This window comes from Microbacterium sp. MAH-37, from assembly GCF_009758255.1.
Lineage (GTDB): Bacteria > Actinomycetota > Actinomycetes > Actinomycetales > Microbacteriaceae > Microbacterium.
The window spans coordinates 492,819-513,828 of sequence record NZ_WSEN01000004.1 but is presented as its reverse complement, the minus strand read 5'-3'; the positions used below and the strand labels follow the sequence as shown (position 1 = coordinate 513,828).

The following is a 21,010-nucleotide window of genomic DNA, read 5'->3' as shown; positions in this document are numbered from 1 at the left end:
CCTCCGTGCGCACATCCGCGCCCCTGCTCCGCGTGCGTGACCTCAGCATCACCCACGCCGATGCCGCGCATCCGTCGCCGCAGGGGGTCTCGTTCGACATCCGTCCCGGCGAGGTGGTGCTGCTGCTCGGCCCGAGCGGCTCCGGCAAGTCCACGCTCACGCTCGCGCTGAACGGACTCATCCCCCAGTCCGTGCCCGCCGAGGTCGAAGGCGCAGTGGAGGTCGCGGGGTTCGACGCCGCGAGCACACCGGTCGCCCGGCTCAGCGAGCACGTCGCGATGGTGTTCCAGGATCCCGATGCGCAGCTGGTCACAGGCACGGTGCTCGACGAGGTCGCGTTCGCCCTGGAGAACCAGCTCCTACCGCTCAGCGAGGTGCTCGTCCGCGCCGAGACCGCGCTGCGCCGCGTCGGCCTGTGGGAACGCCGCCGCTGGAACCCCGACCTGCTCTCCGGTGGCGGCCGCCAGCGGCTCGCGATCGCCTGCGCGCTGGCCATGGGATCCCGGATGCTGGTACTCGACGAGCCCACCGCGAACCTCGACCCGCAGGGAACGGCGGACGTGCACGCCGCGATCGCCGACCTGGTCGCCGAGGGCGATCGGGCCGTGCTGCTCGTCGAGCACGAGTACGGGGCAGCGTTGGAGTTCGCGACGCGGGTGCTGGAGCTGGGGCAGGACGGGCGGCTGGTGTTCGACGGGGATGCTGAGGCGTGGGGGCGCTCCGCGATGGAGCGGGAGGGGGGCGCTGCGCGATGGGCACCTCGTCCGGCATGCCCTCGCCCTCCGCTTCGCTCCGGGCTCCCGCCCGACCCGGTGCCACCGCCGGCCGAGGTGCCCATCGCTCCGCTCGGAAGCGACGGACGTCACATCCTGGAGGGGGGAGATAGGGGATCCGGCGCCTCCGGCCCCGCTGTCTCCGTCCACGACCTGCGCGTCGTGAAGCAGCGCGAAGAGATCCTGCGGGTCGACGATCTCGAGATCACCGCCGGGACGTTCACCGCGATCGTCGGCGCGAACGGCGCCGGCAAGACGACCCTCATCCAGGCCCTCGCCGGAGTCGTGCCGCCCGCCGCGGGCGCCGTGCGCATCGCGGGACTGGATGCCGGCACCGCGTCACCCCGGAGACTCGCCGCCCGCGTCGGCTTCGTGTTCCAGAACCCGGAGCACCAGTTCATCGCGCACACCGTCTTCGACGAGCTCGCGCACGGTCTGCGGCTTCAGCACGTTCCGGCATCAGAGATCGAGACGCGCGTGGCCGAGGTGCTGGAACGCTTCGACCTGACGCACAAGGCGCAGACGCATCCGTTCCTGCTCTCCGGCGGTGAGAAGCGCCGGCTGTCGGTCGGCACCGCGATCATCACCCGGCCGCAGGTGCTCGTGCTCGACGAGCCGACGTTCGGCCAGGACCGCGCCCGCGCGGCCGAGCTGCTCGGCCTTCTCACCGGCCTGCAGCAGCAGGGCACGACGATCGTCGTCGTCACGCACGACCTGCGCCTCGTCGCAGCGCACGCCACGCACACCGTCATCCTCGCGGACGGCCGGATGCTGGCCTCCGGGCCCACGGCGGACCTCCTCTCCGACCAGCCCCTCCTCGAGCGCGCATCTCTCATGCCGCGCGCGTTCGCGTCGCGATTCAGCACGCTCCGAAGCGCGGATACCGTGCCCGATCGCGACCTGGACGAAGAGGCACCGCGCGGCGAAGCGGCTCCGCCCGTCCACGCGCCTGCCCCCCTGCCGTTTCTCCCCGCCGCCGGGGCACCTGACGTGTCGAGCGGAGCGATGGATACTCCTGAGCGAGCTGGCATCGGGTCTGGCGGGAGCGATCCTGCGGGACGCGCCAGCGGCCCGGAGGATCGCGGGGGCATGTCTCGCCCAGGAGTATCCATCGCGGAGCGCCCCCACCAGACGCTGTCCCACTCCACCGATCCATACGCGGAAGCCCCCGCCCCCGCGCGTCACTGGCTCCATCACCTGAACCCCCTCGCCAAGGCCCTCCCGGTCATCCCGGCGATCGTGCTCCTGGTGTTCGCGCGCGACCTGCTCACGCCCGCGCTGTTCCTCGTGCTCTCATACCTCGTGATCCTCAGCGGCACCCGGCTGACCCGGCGCATGGCTCTGCTGCTGTTCGTCGCCGTTCCCGTGGGCCTGGCCGCGATCACGCTGGGCTTCTCGCTGTGGGTGTCGCCGACGCTGGTCGCCGGCACTCCCGGCATCCTGAGCATCGGCGACTGGACCCTGCGCACCGGCGCCCTCGCGATCGGTGCGGCCACCGCACTGCGCCTGGGGGCGATCCTCGCCCTCGCGCTGATCGGCGGTCTCACCACGACCGGCACCGATCTGGTGCGCGCGGGCGTGCAGCAGCTGCGCATCCCGTACCGGATCGGGTACACGGCGCTCGCCGCCTACCGCTTCGTGCCGCGGTTCGGGTACGAGCTGTCGATCATCCGCGCCGCGCACCGGGTGCGCGGTCACCACGGCGGCAGAGGCCCGTTCGCCAGGCTGGCCCGTGGCTGGGGCTACATCGTGCCGCTCCTCGCCGGCGGCATCCGGCACGCCGAGCGGGTCGCGCTGGCGATGGATGCCCGCGCCTTCGGCGCCCACCCCACCCGCACCGAGCGCCACCTGGTGCCGTGGCGCGTGCGCGACACGGTGTTCGCGATCGCCGTGCTCGCCGCCTCCGCCGCCCTTCTCCTCGCGACCTTCCCCTGGACCCCGATCGGAGCCTCATGAGCAAGATGGTCAAGCCCGAGACGCAGGATCTGCTGCATCTGACGGTGCTGCGCACCGAGCACCTCAGCCCGCACTGGGTGCGGGTCACGTTCGGCGGCGGGGAGGTCGACCGATTCCGGCCGATGGGCTACGACCAGTGGTTCCGGCTGTTCCTGCCGCTCGGCGGTGAAGCCGCCCTCGAGCGGGTGCCGGCGAAGGCGAACGGGATGCTCGGATACCTGAAGTTCCTCCGGATCCCCGACGGCGAACGCCCGGTGATGCGCAACTACACCGTGCGCGCGCACCGCGCGGCGACTGCGCATGCCGGCGCCGAGATCGACGTCGACTTCGTGCTGCACGGCTCGGCGGCCGCGGGCACTGCGGGCCCCGCATCCCGCTGGGCTGAGACCTGCCACGCCGGCGAGCACGTGCTGATCATCGACGAGGGAGTCATGTTCAACCCCGAGCGGGGCGTCGACAGCGTCGTGCTCGTCGGCGACGAGACCGCGCTGCCGGCGATCGCCGGCATCTGCGCGTCGCTCCCCGCATCCGCGACGGGCGTCGCGATCGTCGAGGTGCCGGATGCCGCGGATGCCCTGGACTTCCCGCATCCGGACGGTGTGGAGCTGCGCTGGGTTGTGCGCTCCGGGGCGGAGGAGCCCGGTGTCGCGGCGTTGGCGGCGCTGCGCGGTGCCGCGCTGCCGGACGCTCCGTTCCACGCCTACGTCGCCGGAGAGCAAGCCCTCGCCACAGGCGGGCGCCGGCTGCTCGTGAACGAGCGCGGGGTCGACAAGTCCCGGGTCAGCTTCACCGGCTACTGGAAGATCGGCGCCGCGTCCCCGGCATCCCGCGCATCGCGCGAGGCCGCCGCCCGGCCGACCGCCTGAGGCGCGCGCGACTCTGCCGCTCGCGCGCGGCGGATGGATCTGCAGATGGCAGATGCTGCGCGGCGAGTCCCGCCGCCGGACGCAGAACCGTCCGCCATCCGCGAGCCAGGCTCCCTCGCGAGACCACCAGCCCTTTCACCCGGCCCAGTTCTGATCTGCACCCGGCGGATCGATCTGCGGATGGCGGATGCTGCGCGGCGAGTCCCGCCGCCGAGCGCAGAACCGTCCGCCATCTGCAAGACGTCGGATGCCGGAACGCGAAACGGCCGCCCCCGCGGGGACGGCCGTTTCCGAAGGACTGTGCGTCAGCGCTTGCCGGCGATCTGGCGACCGACGAGATCACGCATGATCTCGTTCGTGCCGCCGTAGATGCGGTGCACGCGTGCGTCGGTGAAGGCCTTCGCGATCGGGTACTCCATGATGTAGCCGTAGCCGCCGTGCAGCTGCACGCCCATGTCGAGCACCTCCCACTCGCGCTCGGTAGCCCAGAACTTCACCTTCGCGGCATCCTCGGCGCTGAGCTTGCTGTCCTTGTAAGCCAGCAGCGCGCGATCGACGTACGCCCACATCACCTCGGTGGTGGTGACCATGTCGGCCAGGCGGAAGCGCGTGTTCTGGAAGTCGGCGATGCGCTCGCCGAACGCCTCGCGGTCCTTCGTGTAGGCGATGGTCCACTTCGTCGCGGCCTCCGCGGCCGCCGCAGCGGCGACGCCGATCGAGAGGCGCTCGAGCGGCAGGTTCATCATCAGCTGGATGAAGCCTTGGCCCTCCTTGCCGCTGATGAGGTTCTCGTCGGGGACGAAGACGTCGGTGAAGCTGAGCTCGGCGGTGTCCCAGCCATGGAAGCCCATCTTGCTGAGCTTCTTGCCCTGGTCGAAGCCCTCCATGCCCTTCTCGACGATCAGCAGGCTGAACGCGTCCGGGCGGTTGCCCTCGCCGGTCTTGACGAAGGTGACGACGATGTCGGCGGTGGTGCCGGACGAGATGAACGTCTTCGCGCCGTTGAGGATGTAGCCGCCGTCGACCTTCTTCGCGTTGGTCTTGATGCCTCGCAGGTCGGAGCCGGCCCCGGGGTCGGTCATGGCGAGCGCGCCGAGCACCTCACCGGTGGCCATGCGGGGCAGCCACTTCTCCTTCTGCTCCTGCGTGCCCATGTGCACGAGGTACGGCACGGCCAGGTCGTCCTGGATGCCGAACGCACCGGCGAGAGAGCCCGCACCGGCCGCGATGACCTCCTCCATCACGATGGTGCGGAAGCGGTAGTCCTGCAGCATGCCCGCGCCGCCGAACTCCTCGGGAACCGACAGGCCGATGAGGCCGGCCTCGCCGGCTGCGAGCATGGTGGCGCGGTCGATCTCGCCGGCGGCCTCCCACTTCTCGATGTTCTCATTGGTGGCGTAGCGCTTGACGAAGTCCTTGACCAGGTCGCGGAAGGCTTCGTGGTCCTCTTCGTAGATGTCGCGTTCCATGTCACTCCTCCAGGCGTGATTCAGCGTCTTCGATGCGGCGAGTCTACGGTCGGCGATCCCGAGACGGCAGTCCGTTGTGAGAATGCATCCCAGTTTCGGCGGGACTCGGTACCGGGTTTGTCGATTGGCACCAGACGGCGATTTCGATCGAATGATGGATGCTCCGCGACGTTCGCAGTGGTGAGATGAGAAGGTGACCGCACCTTCTCGCCGCGACTGGGCAGGCCTCGCCGTCCTCGCCACAGGGCTCGGGATGATCGTGCTGGACGGCACGATCGTCGGCGTCGCGCTGCCCGAGATCATCACCGACATCCACCTGAACCTCACCGACGCGCAATGGGTGAACAGCCTCTACGCCGTCGTGCTCGCCGCGTTGCTGCTGTCCACCGGCCGCCTCGCCGACCGGTGGGGCCGCAAGCGGCTGTTCCTCATCGGCGTGGTCGTGTTCATCGGCGGCAGCGTGCTGGCCGCGGCCGCGGCATCCGCGGGTTCACTGATCGGCGCGCGCGCCGTGCAGGCGGTGGGTGCGGCACTGATCATGCCGTCGACGCTGTCCACCGTCAACGCGGTGTTCCGCGGGAAGCACCGCGCGGCCGCGTTCGGCATCTGGGGCGCCGTGATCTCGGGGGCGGCCGCCATCGGCCCCCTCGCCGGCGGTGCGCTGACGCAGTGGGCGTCGTGGCACTGGATCTTCCTGGTGAACGTGCCTCTGGGCCTGCTTGTGCTGATCGGCGGCATCCTGCTGGTACCCGAGACGCGCGGCGCCGAGCCGCTGCCCGGCGTCGACGTGGACGGCGCGCTGCTGAGCGCGATCGGGTTCGGCGCACTGGTGTTCGCCGTGATCGAGGGGCCGGACCTCGGCTGGTGGTCGTCCAAGGCGGAGATGCAGATCTTCGGCTGGACGTGGCCGGCGGATGCCCCGCTATCGCCCGTCCCGGTCGCGCTGGCGATCGCCGTGGTCACGCTACTGCTGTTCGTGCGGTGGGAGAGGCATCGGGAGCGGGTGCAGCGGGCCGCGCTGCTGGATCTGAAACTGTTCTCGCTGCCGACGTTCTCGTGGGGGAATCTGACCGCGGCGATGGTCGCGGTCGGCGAGTTCGCGATCATCTTCGTGCTGCCGCTCTATCTGATGAACGCGCTCGCGATGGATGTGATGGGCGCGGGCCTCGTGCTCGCCGGGATGGCGCTCGGTGCGTTCGCGTCGGGAGCAGCGGCGCGGCACCTCGCCGCCCGGTTCGGGGCGCCCGGCGTCGTGCTGATCGGCCTGGGACTCGAGGTCGCCGGGGTGCTCGTGCTGGTGCTGATCATGCAGCCCACGACGCCGGGATGGGCGATCGCACTGCCGCTCGTCGTGTACGGGCTCGGGCTCGGCCTGGCATCCGCCCAGCTGACCGGAACGGTGCTGCGCGACGTGCCGGTGGACGTGTCGGGGCAGGGCTCTGCGACACAGAGCACGGTGCGGCAGATCGGGTCTGCGCTGGGCACGGCGTTCGCCGGCACCGCGCTGTCGATCTCGCTCGCGCTCACGCTGCCCTCCGCGCTCGGTGCGGCGGGCCTGACCGGCAGCACCGCGGATCAGCTCACGTCGGCGACGCGGGATTCGGCGGGAACGAGCATCGCTCAGCTGCGCGCGCAGGGCTCGTCGAGCCCGCTCGGCTCGCACACGGCGGACGCCGTCGCGGCGCTGTCCACGGGCTTCACCGACGGCGTGCGGTGGGCACTGGTCATCGCATCGGCGTTCCTGCTGCTGGGACTCGCCGGTGCGGCGATGCTGCGGCGGGCGGCCGCGCGGGCGGATGCCGCGGTGCCGGCCTGATCCCTGTGTCTCTCCCCCTTCGCGGGGAATGTCACAGATGGCCGCATCCGGCGCCGGGAAGCGACCAGACGCGACGCTCCTCGGACAGGCGAGGCGGGAATCAGCCGACGTAGTCCGGAGCGGCGGGCAGGCCGAAGAACTCCTCGAGCGTGTGGAATCCGCCGGCGTGATAGGCGGCGGCGATCTCCTTGCCGACGTATCGCACGTGCCAAGGTTCGGCGATGTACCCGGTCATGGCCGTGTGGCCGTCCTCGTAGCGCACGATGAAGCCGTGCTCCCAGGCGTGCTGCGCGACCCAGTCGCTCTGCGGAGTGCCACCGAACGAGTGGATGTCGGTGCAGTCGGGATCACAGGCGACGATGTCGGCCGCGAGTCCGGTCTGATGCTCGCTGTGCCCGGGGCGCGCCGACACCGTGTCGGCGCTCGCCGTCCCCTGATCGCGCACATGCTGGCCGTACGTGCGCACCTGCAGCGCATACGACCGGTAGGCGTTGTTCACGCCGATGCGTCCGGCGCCGGCATCCGCCGCCGCTGACGCGAGTCCGGCGAGAGCGGCGGCGACGTCGTCACGCGCCGTGCCGGATCGCGAGGTCGTTGTCAGCCCGCTGCCGGCGAGCGATGCCGGTGCGTAGTTCTCGGGGTCCAGCCGTCGGGCCTTGTTCACCACGACCCACACGTGCGCCGGGTCGGACAGGGAGATGCAGGGAGCGGCGCCCGAGATGACGGCGGAGCGGAAGGCCTCGGCTCCGCCGAAGCCGGCGATCACGGCGGAGTCGTCACCCGATGCCAGCGCGGCCGTGACGACCGGATCCGCGCAGGAGTCGACGACCGGCACGGAGGTGATCTCGACGGCGGGCAGTTCCCTCACAGCGGCGGGCGCCGGGGGCACGAGCGCGGCGGCCTGCGGCGACTCCGCGGGAGCGGCGAGCGCCCACAGCGATGCCAGCGCCGTCACGAGCACGCCGAGGGGCACGGCGAAGATGACCGCTCGTGGGGACGACGCGGCATGCCGGGGCTGCATGTCGCTCATGGGTTCCATTGTGACGCACCCGGGGAACAGCAAGAACATCGAACGAATAATCGAATGCCACTTGACTTGACATCGTTGTTTTGTTCGAATGAGGAGATGCGGTGGCAGGGACAGACGATCGATGAGGCGGACGCGGACGCGCTCCCCGGGCTCGAGAACCGCACCGGCATCGTGCGCTCGGTGACCACGCCCGAGTTCGCCGGCATGACCTTCCACGAAGTGCTGTCGAAGTCCGCGCTGAACCGCGTTCCCGGTGCTTCGCGCATGCCGTTCAACTGGACGGTCAATCCGTATCGCGGCTGCTCGCATGCCTGCGTCTATTGTCTGTCCCCGGACACACTCATCCTGTGTGCTGACGGCCGGCAGCGCCCGCTGCGCGATCTCGCGGCCGGGGACGAGATCATCGGCACGGAGAAGCGCGGCACCTATCGTCGATACGTGCGCACGCGCATCGAAGCCAAGTGGGACACGCACAAGCCCGCGTATCGACTGACGCTAGCCGACGGTACCGAGCTCGTCGCGAGCGGTGATCATCGCTTCCTCACCGAGCGCGGCTGGAAACACGTCACAGATGCCGACCGGGGCCAGCGACCGCACCTCACGACCGGAAACCGACTGATGGGGTTCGGGATGGGAGCGGCGCATCCGGCGATCGAGGGCACCGCCGTCAAGACGGTCGCCGACCTGCGTCTCATGTCGATCGAACCGCTCGAGGGTGAGCGCGACCTGATCGACATCACGACGGGAACCGGCGACTTCATCGCGAACGGCGTGATCAGCCACAACTGCTTCGCCCGAGGGACGCACGAGTACCTCGACCTCGATGCCGGGCACGATTTCGACTCGCAGATCGTGGTGAAGACCAACGTCGTCGAGGTGCTCGAGCGGGAACTGCGGCGGGGATCCTGGCGGCGCGAGACGGTCGCGCTGGGCACCAACACCGACCCGTACCAGCGCGCCGAAGGCCGGTACAGACTCATGCCCGGCATCATCCGCGCCCTGGCCGACTCGGGCACGCCGTTCTCGCTGCTCACCAAGGGCACGCTGGTGAGGCGCGACATCCCCGTGCTCGTCGACGCCGCGAAGCGCGTACCGGTGGATGTGCAGATGTCGATCGCGATGTACGACGACGAGCTGCAGCACGCGATCGAGCCGGGCACGCCGTCCACGCAGGCACGGCTCGACACGGTGCGCGCGCTGGCGGATGCCGGGTTCCGCGTGGGTGTCTTCCTCATGCCGGTGCTGCCGCACCTGACCGACACGGTCGCGCACATCGACGCCGCGCTGTCGCGCATCCGGGATGCCGGCGCCGACCACGTCGTCTACGGCGTGCTGCACCTGCGAGCGGGCGTGAAGCCGTGGTTCTTCCAGTGGCTGGAGCAGTACCGACCCGACCTGGTCTCGTCGTACCGCGCGCTGTACCCGGGAGCTGCGGCGGAGGCGCCGAAAGACTACAAGAAGTGGCTCGCGAGACGGATGCGACCGCTGATCCGCTCGCACGGGCTGTACGCCGAGTCGGAGGACGACGAGCGGATGCGGGGGATCATGCGCGAGCGCACCGCGGCGCCTGTCGCGAAGCCGGCGGCGGCGGAGATGCTGTTCTGACGCCCGTAGGCTCGAAGCATGGCAATCGGCTCGACCATGCACACCTTCGATGTGCAGCTCGCGGACATGGACCGCGGCGTCTACGACGACTTCTCGCTGCGCGTCGCGCGGCATCCGTCCGAGACCGACGCGTTCATGCTCACCCGCGTGCTCGCCTACGGGCTGGAGTACGCAGAAGGGATCACATTCGGCGGCAGCGTCTCCTCGACCGAGGAGCCGGCCGTCCTGGTGCGTGACCTCACCGGAGCGATCACCGCCTGGATCGAGGTCGGCGCCCCTGACGCCGAGCGCCTGCACTACGGCAGCCGGCTGGCCGAACGCACCGTCGTCTACACGCACCGCGACCCGGCGAAGGTCATGGCACCGTGGGCCGACAAGCGCATCCACCGCTCCGAGGACATCCGGGTCTACAGCTTCGACCCGGGCTTCATCGACTCGGCGACTCCGCTGATCGAGCGGCGCAACACGATGACTCTCACCGTGACCGAGAGCGTGCTGTACCTGGACCTCAACGGCACCGCCCTCACCACCGCCGTGCACGTACACGAGCTGGCCTGAATGCGCCGACGCCCCTCCTGCCTGCCGGCAAGAGGGGCGTCAGTGAGACCGGAGGTCAGGCGGTCAGCTCGGCATCCGAAGGCAGCCGGCCGGCGAGCTCCTCGAGGATGTCGTCTCCGGGAGCGGCCTGCTCGAACGGCGCGTCGATCTCGGCGCGCTCGAGCAGCTCCTCCATGCGGCGACGGCGGTGCCGGGTGATCAGCGTGACGACGGTGCCGGAACGGCCCGCGCGACCGGTGCGACCGGCACGGTGCAGGTACGTCTTGTACTCGTCGGGAGCGTCGGCCTGCACGACCAGGTCGATGTCGTCGACGTGGATGCCTCGGGCTGCGACATCCGTCGCGACCAGCACGTTCACCTTGCCGCGGGTCAGCTTCTCCAGGTTCCGCGTGCGCTTGGCCTGGTTCAGGTCGCCGTGCAGCGAGACCGCCGGGATGCCGGCATCCTCGAACTGCTCGGCGAGCATCTCGGCGAACGCCCGGGTGCGGCTGAACACGAGGGTGCGCCCGTCGCGGTCGACGAGCGACGAGAGGATGTCGGCCTTGTCGCGGTGCTCGACGACCAGCACGCGGTGGTCGATCGTGCCGGAGTCCTGGGTCTCGCCGGCGACCTCGAAGACGGCGGGCTCGACGAGGAACTCGTCCACCAGCGACGCGACCTCGCGGTCGAGGGTCGCCGAGAACAGCAGCTTCTGCGAGGATGCGCCGTCCTCCAGAGCCGTGCCGGTGTGGCGCAGGATGCGCTGCACCGGCTCCACGAAGCCCAGCTCGCACATGTGATCGGCCTCGTCGAGCACGGCGATGCGCACCTCGGAGAGGTCGAGCTTGCCCTGGTTGATGAGGTCCTCGATGCGGCCGGGGGTGCCGATGACGATGTCGACGCCCTTCTTCAGCGCACCCACCTGGCGGGCCTGCGGCACGCCGCCGTAGATCTGCGTGGTGAACAGGCCGACGCTGCGCGCGATCGGCTGCACGGTGCGATCGATCTGCAGAGCGAGCTCGCGGGTCGGCGCGAGGATGATCGCGCGCGGCGCGCGGGCGAACTCGCGCTTCTTGCCCTTCTGCGACAGCAGGATGCTCTCGACCAGCGGAGCACCGAATGCGATGGTCTTGCCCGAGCCGGTGCGGCCGCGTGCGAGCACATCGCGGCCCTCGAGCACGGCGGGGACCGACGCGGCCTGGATCGGGAACGGCTTCTCGGCGCCCATGTTCGCGAGCACCTCGACGATGTTCGAACCGAGACCCAGGTCCGCGAAGGTCACATCGGCGACCTCTTCGGCCTGCACGGTCTGCGCCTCGAGCCGCTCGTGCACGACGTCCTCGACCTGCTGCTGCGCCGCGACGGTCGCCGGACGGTTCCAGTCGCTGCGGGTCGGGCGGGAGTCGCGCTCGCGACGGGATGCCCCGTCGTGGCGGTCGTCCGCGCGCCGCGGGCGGTCGCCCGAACGCCGCGGGCGCTCGGTGCGGTCGCCGTACGAGCCGGAGGAACGGCGGTCGTCGCGGTCGCCGTAGGAACGACGCTGGTCGCGGTCACCGTACGACGGACGACCACCGCGCTCGTCACGAGCGCCGTCACGCGAAGCGCTCCGGTCGTGGCCGCGGGCACTCGAGGAGTTCCGGTCGCCGTACGAACCCGACGAACGACGCTCGTCGCGGTCACCGTAGGACGGGCGGCCGCCACGGTCGTCACGACGAGCGCCGTCGCGCTCCCCGTACGAACGAGGCTGGTCGCGGTCACCGTACGACGGACGACCACCGCGGTCATCACGACGAGCACCGTCGCGTGAGGAGTTCCGGTCGTAGCCGCGGGAACCCGAGGAGTTCCGGTCGCCGTACGACCCGCGCTGATCGCGATCGCCGTACGAACCGGAGGAACGACGGTCGTCGCGATCCCCATAGGAACGACGCTGGTCGCGGTCACCGTACGACGGACGACCACCGCGGTCATCACGACGACCACCGTCGCGCGAGCCGTTCCGGTCACCGTACGAGCGACGGTCATCCCGGTCACCGTACGAACCCGACGAACGACGGTCGTCGTCGTAGCGGCGCGTGCCGTACCCAGAGCGGTCGCCCGAGTAGCGATCGTTGCGCGGCGCGCGGTCGTCCGACCGGCGGTCGTGGTGCGGAGCCTCGCGGCGTCCGGACTCGGCACGGTTGCGGATGCCGCGGGCCTCGTCGCGTCCCGCGCGCTCGGATGCTCCCCAGCGCTGCTTCTGCGCGCCCTCGGACTCGGGGCGGTAGCCGCGGTGCTTCGGCGAACGGCTGCCGGGACCGCTGGGTGTGCGGCGCTCAGCGGTATCCGATCGCTCGTCGCGACCGGTGGGACGTCCACCGGCGTGACGGTCGCGGAACGACGTCTTCTTGGCGTAGCGGGGCTCGAAGTTGGCCGACGGACGGCCGCCCTTGGGCTTGTGATTCTTGGGCACGGGGAGTTTCCTACTCTGTCTCGAACACACGAGAACAGCGTCCGCTCCGCGCAGCGCGCGGCGGACATACCCGGGCAGTCGTCGGCCGGGGGCCATTCATGTGATGGTGATGAACCATCGGCCCCTGGGCTACACATTCAGAACACGATCCGCGATACGCGGTTGCCCGAAGCCGACTCCCCCAGTGTACCGGTGCCACCTGGGAGGCCGCCGGTCGCCGGAGGAGCCGGCCCGGAGCAGCTGCTGGACTAGAGGTTCCTGCACCGCGCGGCAGGAGAGCGAGCGCCAGCCCGACGGCGGCGACGCCGATCACGACGGCGGCGACGATCGGCAGCGCTGCGATTCCGAATCCGGCGACCACCAGCGAGGCGAGCGCGGCGCCCGCGGCGATCCCGAGGTTGAACACCACCGGGATCAGCGCACCGGCGAACCCCCGGCGCTCTGGGCCGGCCAGCCGCATGATGAGCGTCTGGGCCAGCGCCGGCAGCGCTCCGGAGACGACCGCCCACACGACCACCACCACGATGCCGACAGCGGGATGCACCTCGACGAAGGAGAGGGAGAGCACCGCGACGCCGGTCGCGAACGCCGCGATCACGAGCGCGAGGCGGGTGCGGTCGCCGAAACGGCCCGCGAGCGCGATGCCGGCCGCCGATGCCAGGCCGAACAGGAAGAGCATGGTGCCGGTGCCGCCTGGCACGCTCGCCGCGGTCGGCTCCACGAGGCGCGTGATGAAGGTGAAGGCGCCGTAGTGACCGACGAGCAGCAGCGCCACCAGAAGTGTCACGGTCAGCAGCAGCCGAAGGCCGTTAACGGGCGTCTGGCCGCCTGCAACGCTTTCGTCAGCGGCGGCGCCCTGCTCCGCGGCCATGGGCACCGTCACGAAACGCACGGCCAGCGCCGCAGCGAGCGCGACACCGGCCACGCCGATGAAGGCGGCACGCCAGCCGATCGCCTGCGCGAGCACGCTGGCCAGCGGGACGCCGATGACGGTGCCGAGGGTCGCCCCGCCGAGCACGACGGCGACCGCCCGGGAGAGGCTGCGGCCGGGGACGAGGTCGGCGGTCAGGGCGTTCGTCGTCGCCCAGAGCAGCCCGACCGCGAGCGCACCGAGCACGCGAGCCGCGGCGGCGACCGCGTACGCCGGCGCGAAGGCGGTGATCAGGGTCGAGGCCGCGAGTGCCACCAGTGCGGCGGCGATGACGGCCCGGCGGTCGAACCTCCGGGTGACGCGCACGAGCGGGAAGCTGCCGATCACGACGGCCGCCGCCCAGATGGACACGAGCAGACCGACCTGCGCCTCGCTCACCCCCAGCCCGCCGCTCATCTGCGGGAGCACTGCGGCCGGCAGCATCTCCGCGGTGACCATGGTGAAGGTGGCCGCGCCGAGGATCAGCAACGAACGCCAGGGCAGGCGATCGGCGGAGGGAGGACGGACGCCGACGGTGTCGGAGCCGGCGAGAAGGGAGGTGTTGTCGGTCATGTGGACGACGGTAAAGTATGACACTAGTGTCAATGTCAAGCCTTGTTCCGAGGAACGAACGGAGACGCATGAAGATCGGCGAACTCGCGGATCGCGCGGGGGTCTCTCCCCGCCTCATCCGCTACTACGAACAGCAGTCTCTGCTCTCCCCGCATCGCGAGTCGAACGGCTACCGCACCTACGACGAGGAGCACGTCGAGCAGGTGCGCCGGATCGCCGGGCTGGTGCAGTCCGGGCTGACCACGCGCCTGGTCAAGGAGATCCTGGCGCTCGACGACGCCGCGGCGATGCAGCAGCCGACCTGCCCGCGTACCGTGGCCGAGATGCTCGCCACCGAGCTCGACGGTATCGAGGAGCGCATCGCCTGCCTCAGCCGCAGCAGGGACGCGATCCGTGACTACCTCCTGCGCAGTGACCACGCCACGATCCTCGAGGAGCGCGCTGCCTCGCACCGCTGAGGTCTCCTCCCGCCGGCGAAGTCGTCCGCCGCGACCGCGTCACCGCCGTACGATGACGTGGTGACCTCCCCCACCGGCATCCAGCACCACCTCCGTCGCGGCGACGTGACCGCGCAGGTCGCCCAGGTCGGCGCCTCCCTGCGCCACCTGACCGCGGGAGGGGTCGACATCGTCCCGCCCTACCCCGAGGACCAGCCGACGCCTATGTGCTCGGGAGTCGTGCTGGCACCATGGCCGAACCGCATCCGGGACGGCATCTGGCAGGACGGCGAGACCGAGCGCGCCCTCGCGATCACCGAGCCGAAGCTGCGCAACGCCAGCCACGGGCTGCTTCGCTACACCGCGTACGAGACGGCTTCCTCGTCAGACGAGCGGCTCGAGCTGCGTGCGACCATCGTGCCGCAGACCGGCTATCCGTACCTGATCGAGACGACGGTCACGTACACGCTGACGGATGCCGGGATCGATGTCGAGCACACCCTCGTGAGCCGCTCGGATGCTCCGGCGGCGGTGGCGCTCGGCACGCATCCGTATCTGACGATCGGCGACGTCGACCCGCGCGATCTCGTGCTGCGCGTGCCCGCCGGCACGTTCTTCGAGACCGACGACCGGATGCTGCCCATCGGCGAGTCTCCGGTGTCGGGCGGCACGGATCTGCGTGAGGGACAGCGCCTGGGCGATGTCGAGCTGGACACGGGTTTCGCGACCCTGCTGCGCGATGCCGACGGTCTCGCCCGCACCTCGCTCACCGCGCCGGACGGTCGGCACGCCGAGCTCTGGCAGGGCGAGGGCTTCGACTACGTGCAGGTCTATACGACCGAGCGCTACCCCGGGCAGCAGCTCGCCGTCGCGGTCGAGCCGATGACCGCGCCCGCCGAGGCCTTCAACTCCGGTCGCGGCGTGCGCCACCTCGCCCCCGGCGAGTCCTGGACGCTGCACTGGGGCATCCGCCTCGAGTCCTGAGTCGGTCGGCCGCGATTTCCGAGTGGCAGTGGTACTGCCCCGCAGCATCCAGGTCGCAATTCATGTCGGTATCGCCCGCCCAGAGCGACGCAGAGTGCGACCTGGGCGGCGACAGCTCAGGTAGACCAGGACTTTCTGTGACCTGCGCAAGCCGCGCATAGCCCACCGGCATCCTGAGGGCGGCGGCATCCGAGTCGCAATTCGTGTCGGTATCCCGTACCCAGAGCGACGCAAAGTGCGACCTGGGCTGTGCGTGCCCGGCTCCAGCCGACAAGAACTGCGACCTGAGCACATCTCGACGACGCTCGCGCTGCTCATCGCAACCGGCAACCGACCTGCCGCGCGACGTACCGTGGGGACCACGACCGGCGGGGCGTGTCGCAGATGGCCGCTTCCCGGCGGGGGGAGCGGCCGTCTGCGACATACCTCAGTGCATCGTGGCGGGGTCAGCCGTGATTCACGTCGTTCGCCGACGGGATGCCACGGCCGCGCAGCTCGCGGCGGGTGAGCGCCTGCTCCTCCTGGTTCGCGTTCGCCGCCACGATCGCGGATGCCGCGGCAGCAGCGGCTGCGGCCGCCGCGGCGGCGGATGCTGCAGCAGCCGCCGCCATCGCCGAGGAGGACGCCGCCGAAGGCGCAACAGGAGCGTCATAAACCGTCGGGTGCGATGCCGGCTGCTGCACGGCGACATCCGTCGTCGCGGGCTCGGACGCGGCAGGACCCGCATCCGGCGCCGGCGCCCCTGCCACGGGCGCCATCGGCACATGCCCGATCGGCTTGGCCGCGCTCGGCGCTCCGCCGTCGACCGGATCGTCGTCCGCACCGGCGACCGCCCCTGCCCCGACGGCAGCACCGACCAGCGCGGGAACGCCCTCATCCGCCGGAACCTCGGCCTCCGCTCCGGAGCTCGGCTCACCGGCATCCGGTCCGTCGTCCGCGGAAGGCGCCGAACCGGCGTCGCCGCCGCGCGCAGTGCGACGCGCGGCACGGCGGTCGCGCGCACCCTCGACGAGGTTGTACAGGGTCGGCAGCACGATCAGCGTCAGCACGGTCGAGGAGACCAGGCCGCCGATCACGACGATCGCGAGCGGCTGCGAGATGAACCCGCCGTGCCCGGTGATGCCGAGCGCCATCGGGGTCAGCGCGAAGATCGTCGCGAGCGCCGTCATCAGGATCGGGCGCAGACGCTTCTCGCCACCGGCGAGCACCGCCTCAGGCACGGACAGGCCCTTCTCGCGATACTGGTTCACCAGGTCGACGAGCACGATGGCGTTCGTCACCACGATGCCGATCAGCATCAGCACGCCGATCAGTGACGCGACGCCCAGCGGCACGCCCGTGATGATCTGCAGCAGGATCGCGCCGGTGGCCGCGAACGGCACCGAGACCAGCAGCAGCAGCGGCTGGCGCAGCGACTTGAAGGTCGCGACCATCACCACGTAGACGATCAGGATCGCCGCGAGCATCGCGAGTCCGAGCTGCGAGAACGAGTCGGCCTGCTGCTGCGCGACGCCGCCGATCTCGGCGTCGGCACCGGCGGGCAGCTTCACGTCGTCGATCGCCTCGTTCACCGAGGCGGTCGCCACGGCGAGGTCGTCAGATGACGGCGGCACAGTGATCGTCGCGGTGCGCTTGCCCTTCTGCGTGGTGATCGAGGTCGGTCCCTGCTCCTGCGACACCGTGGCGATGTCCTGCAGCTGCACCGGACCGGTCGGCGTGAGCACCGTCATCTCCTCGAGCGAGGCGACAGTCGTCGGCGGCTCGGGGTCGGCGATGTACACGGTCAGCGCGGTGTCGTCGATCTCGACAGAGCCGATCTGCTGCGGACGCATCGCGTTCGACACCATCTGGCCGACGGCGACCTCTGACAGTCCGTGCTCTGCGGCCTTGTCACGATCGACGGCCACGGCGATGTACGGCAGCGAGGCCGCAAGGTTGTCCGTCACCTTGCCGACGCCGTCTCGGCCGTCGAGGTCCTTCACGAGCGCGTCGGTCGCGGTCTGCAGGTCGTCGCCGTTCGCAGCGGTGACGGTGATCTCGATGTCGCTCGAGCCGAAGCCCTGCGAGCCGGCGACGGTGATCTCACCCACGCCGTCCAGGTCGTCGACCGCATCCTCGACGTCGGCGCGCAGAGCCTCCTGGTCGACGTCGGCATCGGTCTGGATCGAGTAGGTGATCGCCGCGCCGCCCTCGAAGGCGTCGCGCAGCGCCGAGCCGCTCGAGCCGATCGACACCTGCACGTGCTCGATCCCGTCGACGCCCTCGAGCGCGTCCTCGACCTTCGCCGCGGCATCCGACTGCGCCTGCAGGCTGGCCGTCGGGCCGAGGTCCTGCGTGACGGTCATCGTGTTCTGGCCGGAGTCGCTGAGGAAGTTCACCTTCATCATCGGTGCCATCGCGAGCGTGCCGATCAGCACCACGATCGCGATCGCGACGGTGGTCAGCGAGTGCTTCAGCGTCCAGCCGAGGATCGGCCGGTAGATCTTCTGCAGCGGGGTCGGCGGCGCGGCCGGATCCTCCGGATCGATGCGGTCGCCGTTCTCATCGAGCAGCGGCTTGCCCGGCCTGAGGAACCAGTACGCCAGCACCGGCACGATCGTCAGCGCCACCAGCAGCGACGCGGTCATCGCGATCGCCACGGTCATCGCGAACGGCCGGAACAGCTCGCCGACCATGTCGCCGACGAAGACGATCGGCAGGAACACCGCGACGGTCGTGATCGTAGACGCCGTCACGGCGGATGCCACCTCGCGCACCGCGAGACGGATGGCGTCCCCCTTGTCGGCACCCTCCACGTAGTGCCGCTTGATGTTCTCGATGACGACGATCGAGTCGTCGACCACGCGCCCGATCGCTATCGTCAGCGCACCGAGCGTCAGCACGTTCAGCGAGTAGCCGAACGCCTGCAGCCCGATGAACGTGATCAGCACGGATGTCGGGATCGAGATCGCGGTCACCAGCGTCGAGCGGATCGACAGCAGGAACACCAGGATGACGATCACCGCGAAGACCAGGCCGAGCAGGCCCTCCTGCGCCAGCGACTCGATGGACTGCTCGATGTACGGCGCCTGGTCGAAGATGACCGTGAACTCGGCGTCGGGGAACGACTTCTCCAGGTCGTCGAGCGCCGCGAGGACGCCCTTCGACACGTCCACGGTGTTCGCGGCGGGCAGCTTCGTCACTGCGATCGACAGCGCGTCCTCGCCGTCCACGCGCGAGATCGACGTCACCGGGTCGGACTCCTGCTGCACCGTGGCGACGTCGCCGATCGTGGCATCCGTGCCCACCAGCGGCAGCGCCGAGATCTCATCCGCCGACGAGATCTTCGATCCGGTCTGCACGGTGAAGGTCTCGTCGCCCTCGGTGATCGAGCCGCCCGGGAAGAGCACGCCGTTCTGCTGCATGGCCTGAGTGATCATCTGCGGCGTCGCCTGGTGCTCGGCGAGCTTCGCGGTGTCCGGAGTGATCGTGACGCGCTGGCCGGTGCCGCCGACGATCTGGGCCGCGTTGACGCCCTCGACGTCCTCGATCTTGGGGATGGCGACGTTCTCGAGGTCTGCCTGCGCGGTCTCGGCGTCGTCGAAGCCCGTCACCGCGATCTGGATCACCGGGAAGTCGTCGATCGACACCGACAGCACCTGCGGCGAGACATCCTCGGGCAGCTGCTGCGAGATGCGGTTGATCGCCTGCTGCATCTTCTGCTCGGCGGTCGCGAGGTTCGTGCCGTAGGTGAACATCGCCTGCACGATCGACGAGTTCGTCGTGCTGGTCGCGGTCGTCGACTCCAGCCCGGGTACCCCCTGGATGGCGGTCTCGATCGGCGTCGAGACGTCGTTCTCGACCACCTCCGGCGAGGCGCCGGGGTAGCTGGTCATGACGACCAGCGCCGGCAGCTCAAGGGAGGGGATGAGCTCCTGCTTGAGGTTGGTCAGCGCGAGGCCGCCGAAGACGGCCGCGACGATGGTGATCAGAGCGATCAGTGCGCGGTTGCGCAGGCTGAGGACGGAGAGTTTCCACATGTGAGTTCTCTTGGTCAGGGGCGGACGAGGATGCCTGAGAGGGCGGATTCGATGATGTGCTGCGGAAGCGGATCATCGTTGATCTGCGTGTACCAGAGGATGCCGTCGATGAAGACGGTTGCAGCGAGGGCCCGTTCCGGGCCGTGCGCGGGTTCGAGGAACGACGCCAGCTGTGCCGACCAGCCGCGCGCCATCTCGCGCAGCTGCGGGTCGCGGATGGCGGCGGTGACGACTGCGCGGTCGGCCTGCGCGGACGTCGCGTCGACCAGCGCCGCGTGGATGATGCCGGCGAGCACCTGCGGGGATGCTCCGCGCTCGGCGACCGCGGCGCGCAGCAGGTCCATCTGCTCCTCGACGTGGGACGCCATGAGCTGCAACGCGGCGGCCCGCAGATCGTCGAGGGTGTCGAAGTACTGCGTGGTAGCGCCGAGGGGCACGGCGGCGCGGGCGGCGATCATACGGTGGGTGACGGCGTCGACGCCGACCTCGGTGATCAGCTCGGCGGTCGCCTCGACGATGGCACGACGGCGCGCCTCGGGGTCTCGTCTGCGACGCTCGGGTTCCTGCATCCGCCCTCCTGGACATGCGTACATGTACGTTTGTACATTTCGCCGCTGTGCCTGCGCTGAGAGGCGCTCCTTCTCCTGCTCCGGTCCCACTCGTTGCGGGTGCACCGGGTGCACACCCACAACCGTTGAGACCGGAGCTGGGGGGGAGGCGTCGCTTCCGAACAGCTCCGGTCCCACTCGTTGCGGGTGCACCGGCTGCACACCCACAACCGTTGAGACCGGAGCGCGTGAAAGCTCAGAGCGCGGTGCCGACGGCGAGGCCCGCGAAGGCGACGACGACGCCGAGCAGCAGCATCCCGACCGCGTTGAAGGCGGATGCCCGGCGCTCACCGTCGCGCCAGAGCGCGACGGTGTCGAGCATCGCGGTGCTGAACGTCGTGTACCCGCCGAGGAAGCCTGTGCCGACGACAAAGGCGGCCTCCGGCAGCCCTCCCACGATCAGGCCGAGGACGAACGAGCCGGTGAGGTTGATCAGGAACACGCCCCACGGGAAGCGCGGGCCGGTCAGCCTCGCGATGCCGATGTCGACCAGGTAGCGGACAGCCGCACCGAGGCCTCCGGCGAGCGCGGCGAGCAGGAACACCAGCGGGCTCACCGTGCCCCTCCCCTCTCGCGACGGAACAGGTGCAGACCGGCGGCCGCCGCCGCGATGCCGAGCACCAGGCTTCCCAGCGCGTAGCCCGCGGCGAGGAGCGGCTGCGCGGTCCAGAGCTGGGCCGTCCCCACCGTGAACGCGCTGTAGGTGGTGAACCCGCCGAGGATGCCGGTGCCGAGGAACAGCCGCCGCTTGGTGGCGGGCAGCCTGGCCGTGAGCACTCCCAGGAGGAACGCACCGAGCACGTTGGCGAGGAGGACCGAGACCGGGAGGCCCCCGACGTCCGGGATCGCCAGCCCCAGCAGCATCCGCAGGGCGACGCCCAGAGTGCCGCCCGCGGCGACGATCAGGGCGCGGACGAGGATCACCCCGCAACTCTACGCGCGAGGGTTCCGTAGACTCGGCCGGGTGACGTTCCCGCC

Annotated in this window: 15 protein-coding genes; 7 read left to right on the top strand and 8 right to left on the bottom strand. The window is 70.2% G+C overall.

Annotated features, from left to right (window positions below):
- The first annotated feature begins 5 nt into the window (after positions 1-5).
- Together GON06_RS19055 and GON06_RS05775 are read left to right on the top strand one after the other, a co-directional pair.
- On the top strand, positions 6-2,729 hold the full coding sequence (locus tag GON06_RS19055) for an ATP-binding cassette domain-containing protein (protein WP_332837194.1): 2,724 nt from the start codon (positions 6-8) through the stop codon (positions 2,727-2,729).
- Positions 2,726-3,595 (top strand): siderophore-interacting protein, encoded by an 870-nt coding sequence (locus GON06_RS05775; RefSeq protein ID WP_157311320.1) that lies wholly within the window; start codon positions 2,726-2,728, stop codon positions 3,593-3,595. The genes GON06_RS19055 and GON06_RS05775 overlap by 4 nt, the downstream gene beginning before the upstream one ends.
- 305 nt (positions 3,596-3,900) lie before the next feature.
- Here the strand turns inward: GON06_RS05775 and GON06_RS05770 are convergent, their stop codons facing one another.
- Positions 3,901-5,064, bottom strand: a complete 1,164-nt coding sequence (locus tag GON06_RS05770; protein WP_157311319.1) for an acyl-CoA dehydrogenase family protein — start codon at positions 5,062-5,064, stop codon at positions 3,901-3,903.
- 253 nt (positions 5,065-5,317) lie between these two features.
- Between GON06_RS05770 and GON06_RS05765 the strand changes: the two genes are divergently transcribed.
- Positions 5,318-6,880: an MFS transporter gene (locus GON06_RS05765; protein ID WP_157311395.1), complete on the top strand. Its 1,563-nt coding sequence runs from the start codon at positions 5,318-5,320 to the stop codon at positions 6,878-6,880.
- A 100-nt stretch (positions 6,881-6,980) separates the two neighbouring features.
- Here GON06_RS05765 and GON06_RS05760 read toward each other — a convergent pair whose 3' ends face one another.
- Entirely contained in the window at positions 6,981-7,910 is a 930-nt protein-coding gene (locus GON06_RS05760) for a M15 family metallopeptidase (protein ID WP_157311318.1), read from the bottom strand.
- A 96-nt stretch (positions 7,911-8,006) separates the two neighbouring features.
- Here GON06_RS05760 and GON06_RS05755 point away from each other — a divergent pair, with 96 nt between their 5' ends.
- Together GON06_RS05755 and GON06_RS05750 are read left to right on the top strand one after the other, a co-directional pair.
- Positions 8,007-9,515 carry an Rv2578c family radical SAM protein gene (locus GON06_RS05755; protein ID WP_157311317.1) on the top strand — a complete coding sequence of 503 codons (1,509 nt, stop codon included), beginning with the start codon at positions 8,007-8,009 and terminating at the stop codon, positions 9,513-9,515.
- 18 nt (positions 9,516-9,533) lie between these two features.
- The gene (locus tag GON06_RS05750) at positions 9,534-10,073 is read left to right on the top strand and encodes a YaeQ family protein (protein ID WP_157311316.1); all 540 of its coding nucleotides are present in this window, start codon (positions 9,534-9,536) and stop codon (positions 10,071-10,073) included.
- Between the two features lie 55 nt (positions 10,074-10,128).
- Here GON06_RS05750 and GON06_RS05745 read toward each other — a convergent pair whose 3' ends face one another.
- Both GON06_RS05745 and GON06_RS05740 read right to left on the bottom strand, forming a co-directional pair.
- A complete protein-coding gene (locus GON06_RS05745) occupies positions 10,129-12,501 on the bottom strand; it encodes a DEAD/DEAH box helicase (RefSeq protein ID WP_332837192.1) in 2,373 nt (790 codons plus the stop codon).
- 10 nt (positions 12,502-12,511) lie between these two features.
- Positions 12,512-13,984, bottom strand: coding sequence for an MFS transporter (locus GON06_RS05740; protein ID WP_157311314.1), 1,473 nt, complete (start codon positions 13,982-13,984; stop codon positions 12,512-12,514).
- A 68-nt stretch (positions 13,985-14,052) separates the two neighbouring features.
- Between GON06_RS05740 and GON06_RS05735 the strand changes: the two genes are divergently transcribed.
- Positions 14,053-14,442 carry a MerR family transcriptional regulator gene (locus GON06_RS05735; RefSeq protein ID WP_157311313.1) on the top strand — a complete coding sequence of 130 codons (390 nt, stop codon included), beginning with the start codon at positions 14,053-14,055 and terminating at the stop codon, positions 14,440-14,442.
- Between the two features lie 60 nt (positions 14,443-14,502).
- Positions 14,503-15,405 (top strand): aldose 1-epimerase family protein, encoded by a 903-nt coding sequence (locus GON06_RS05730; protein WP_332837191.1) that lies wholly within the window; start codon positions 14,503-14,505, stop codon positions 15,403-15,405.
- A 446-nt stretch (positions 15,406-15,851) separates the two neighbouring features.
- Here GON06_RS05730 and GON06_RS05725 read toward each other — a convergent pair whose 3' ends face one another.
- From GON06_RS05725 to GON06_RS05710, 4 genes are all read right to left on the bottom strand, one after another.
- Positions 15,852-19,424, bottom strand: a complete 3,573-nt coding sequence (locus tag GON06_RS05725) for an efflux RND transporter permease subunit (RefSeq protein ID WP_232528175.1) — start codon at positions 19,422-19,424, stop codon at positions 15,852-15,854.
- A 14-nt stretch (positions 19,425-19,438) separates the two neighbouring features.
- Positions 19,439-19,993: a TetR/AcrR family transcriptional regulator gene (locus GON06_RS05720; protein WP_157311312.1), complete on the bottom strand. Its 555-nt coding sequence runs from the start codon at positions 19,991-19,993 to the stop codon at positions 19,439-19,441.
- Positions 19,994-20,228: 235 nt separating this feature from the next.
- Complete coding sequence (locus GON06_RS05715; protein WP_332837190.1) at positions 20,229-20,588, bottom strand: fluoride efflux transporter FluC; 360 nt, start codon at positions 20,586-20,588, stop codon at positions 20,229-20,231.
- Entirely contained in the window at positions 20,585-20,956 is a 372-nt protein-coding gene (locus tag GON06_RS05710) for a fluoride efflux transporter FluC (RefSeq protein WP_332837189.1), read from the bottom strand. Before GON06_RS05710 ends, GON06_RS05715 begins: the two co-directional genes overlap by 4 nt.
- Positions 20,957-21,010 lie beyond the last annotated feature (54 nt).

Bases quoted from the DNA above. Each gene is read 5' to 3' on its own strand.
- GON06_RS05775 (WP_157311320.1), top strand. From the start codon at position 2,726: ATGAGCAAGATGGTCAAGCCCGAGACGCAGGATCTGCTGCATCTGACG.
- GON06_RS05770 (WP_157311319.1), bottom strand. From the start codon at position 5,064: ATGGAACGCGACATCTACGAAGAGGACCACGAAGCCTTCCGCGACCTG.
- GON06_RS05765 (WP_157311395.1), top strand. From the start codon at position 5,318: ATGATCGTGCTGGACGGCACGATCGTCGGCGTCGCGCTGCCCGAGATC.
- GON06_RS05760 (WP_157311318.1), bottom strand. From the start codon at position 7,910: ATGAGCGACATGCAGCCCCGGCATGCCGCGTCGTCCCCACGAGCGGTC.
- GON06_RS05755 (WP_157311317.1), top strand. From the start codon at position 8,007: ATGCGGTGGCAGGGACAGACGATCGATGAGGCGGACGCGGACGCGCTC.
- GON06_RS05750 (WP_157311316.1), top strand. From the start codon at position 9,534: ATGGCAATCGGCTCGACCATGCACACCTTCGATGTGCAGCTCGCGGAC.
- GON06_RS05740 (WP_157311314.1), bottom strand. From the start codon at position 13,984: ATGACCGACAACACCTCCCTTCTCGCCGGCTCCGACACCGTCGGCGTC.
- GON06_RS05735 (WP_157311313.1), top strand. From the start codon at position 14,053: ATGAAGATCGGCGAACTCGCGGATCGCGCGGGGGTCTCTCCCCGCCTC.
- GON06_RS05725 (WP_232528175.1), bottom strand. From the start codon at position 19,424: ATGTGGAAACTCTCCGTCCTCAGCCTGCGCAACCGCGCACTGATCGCT.
- GON06_RS05720 (WP_157311312.1), bottom strand. From the start codon at position 19,993: ATGCAGGAACCCGAGCGTCGCAGACGAGACCCCGAGGCGCGCCGTCGT.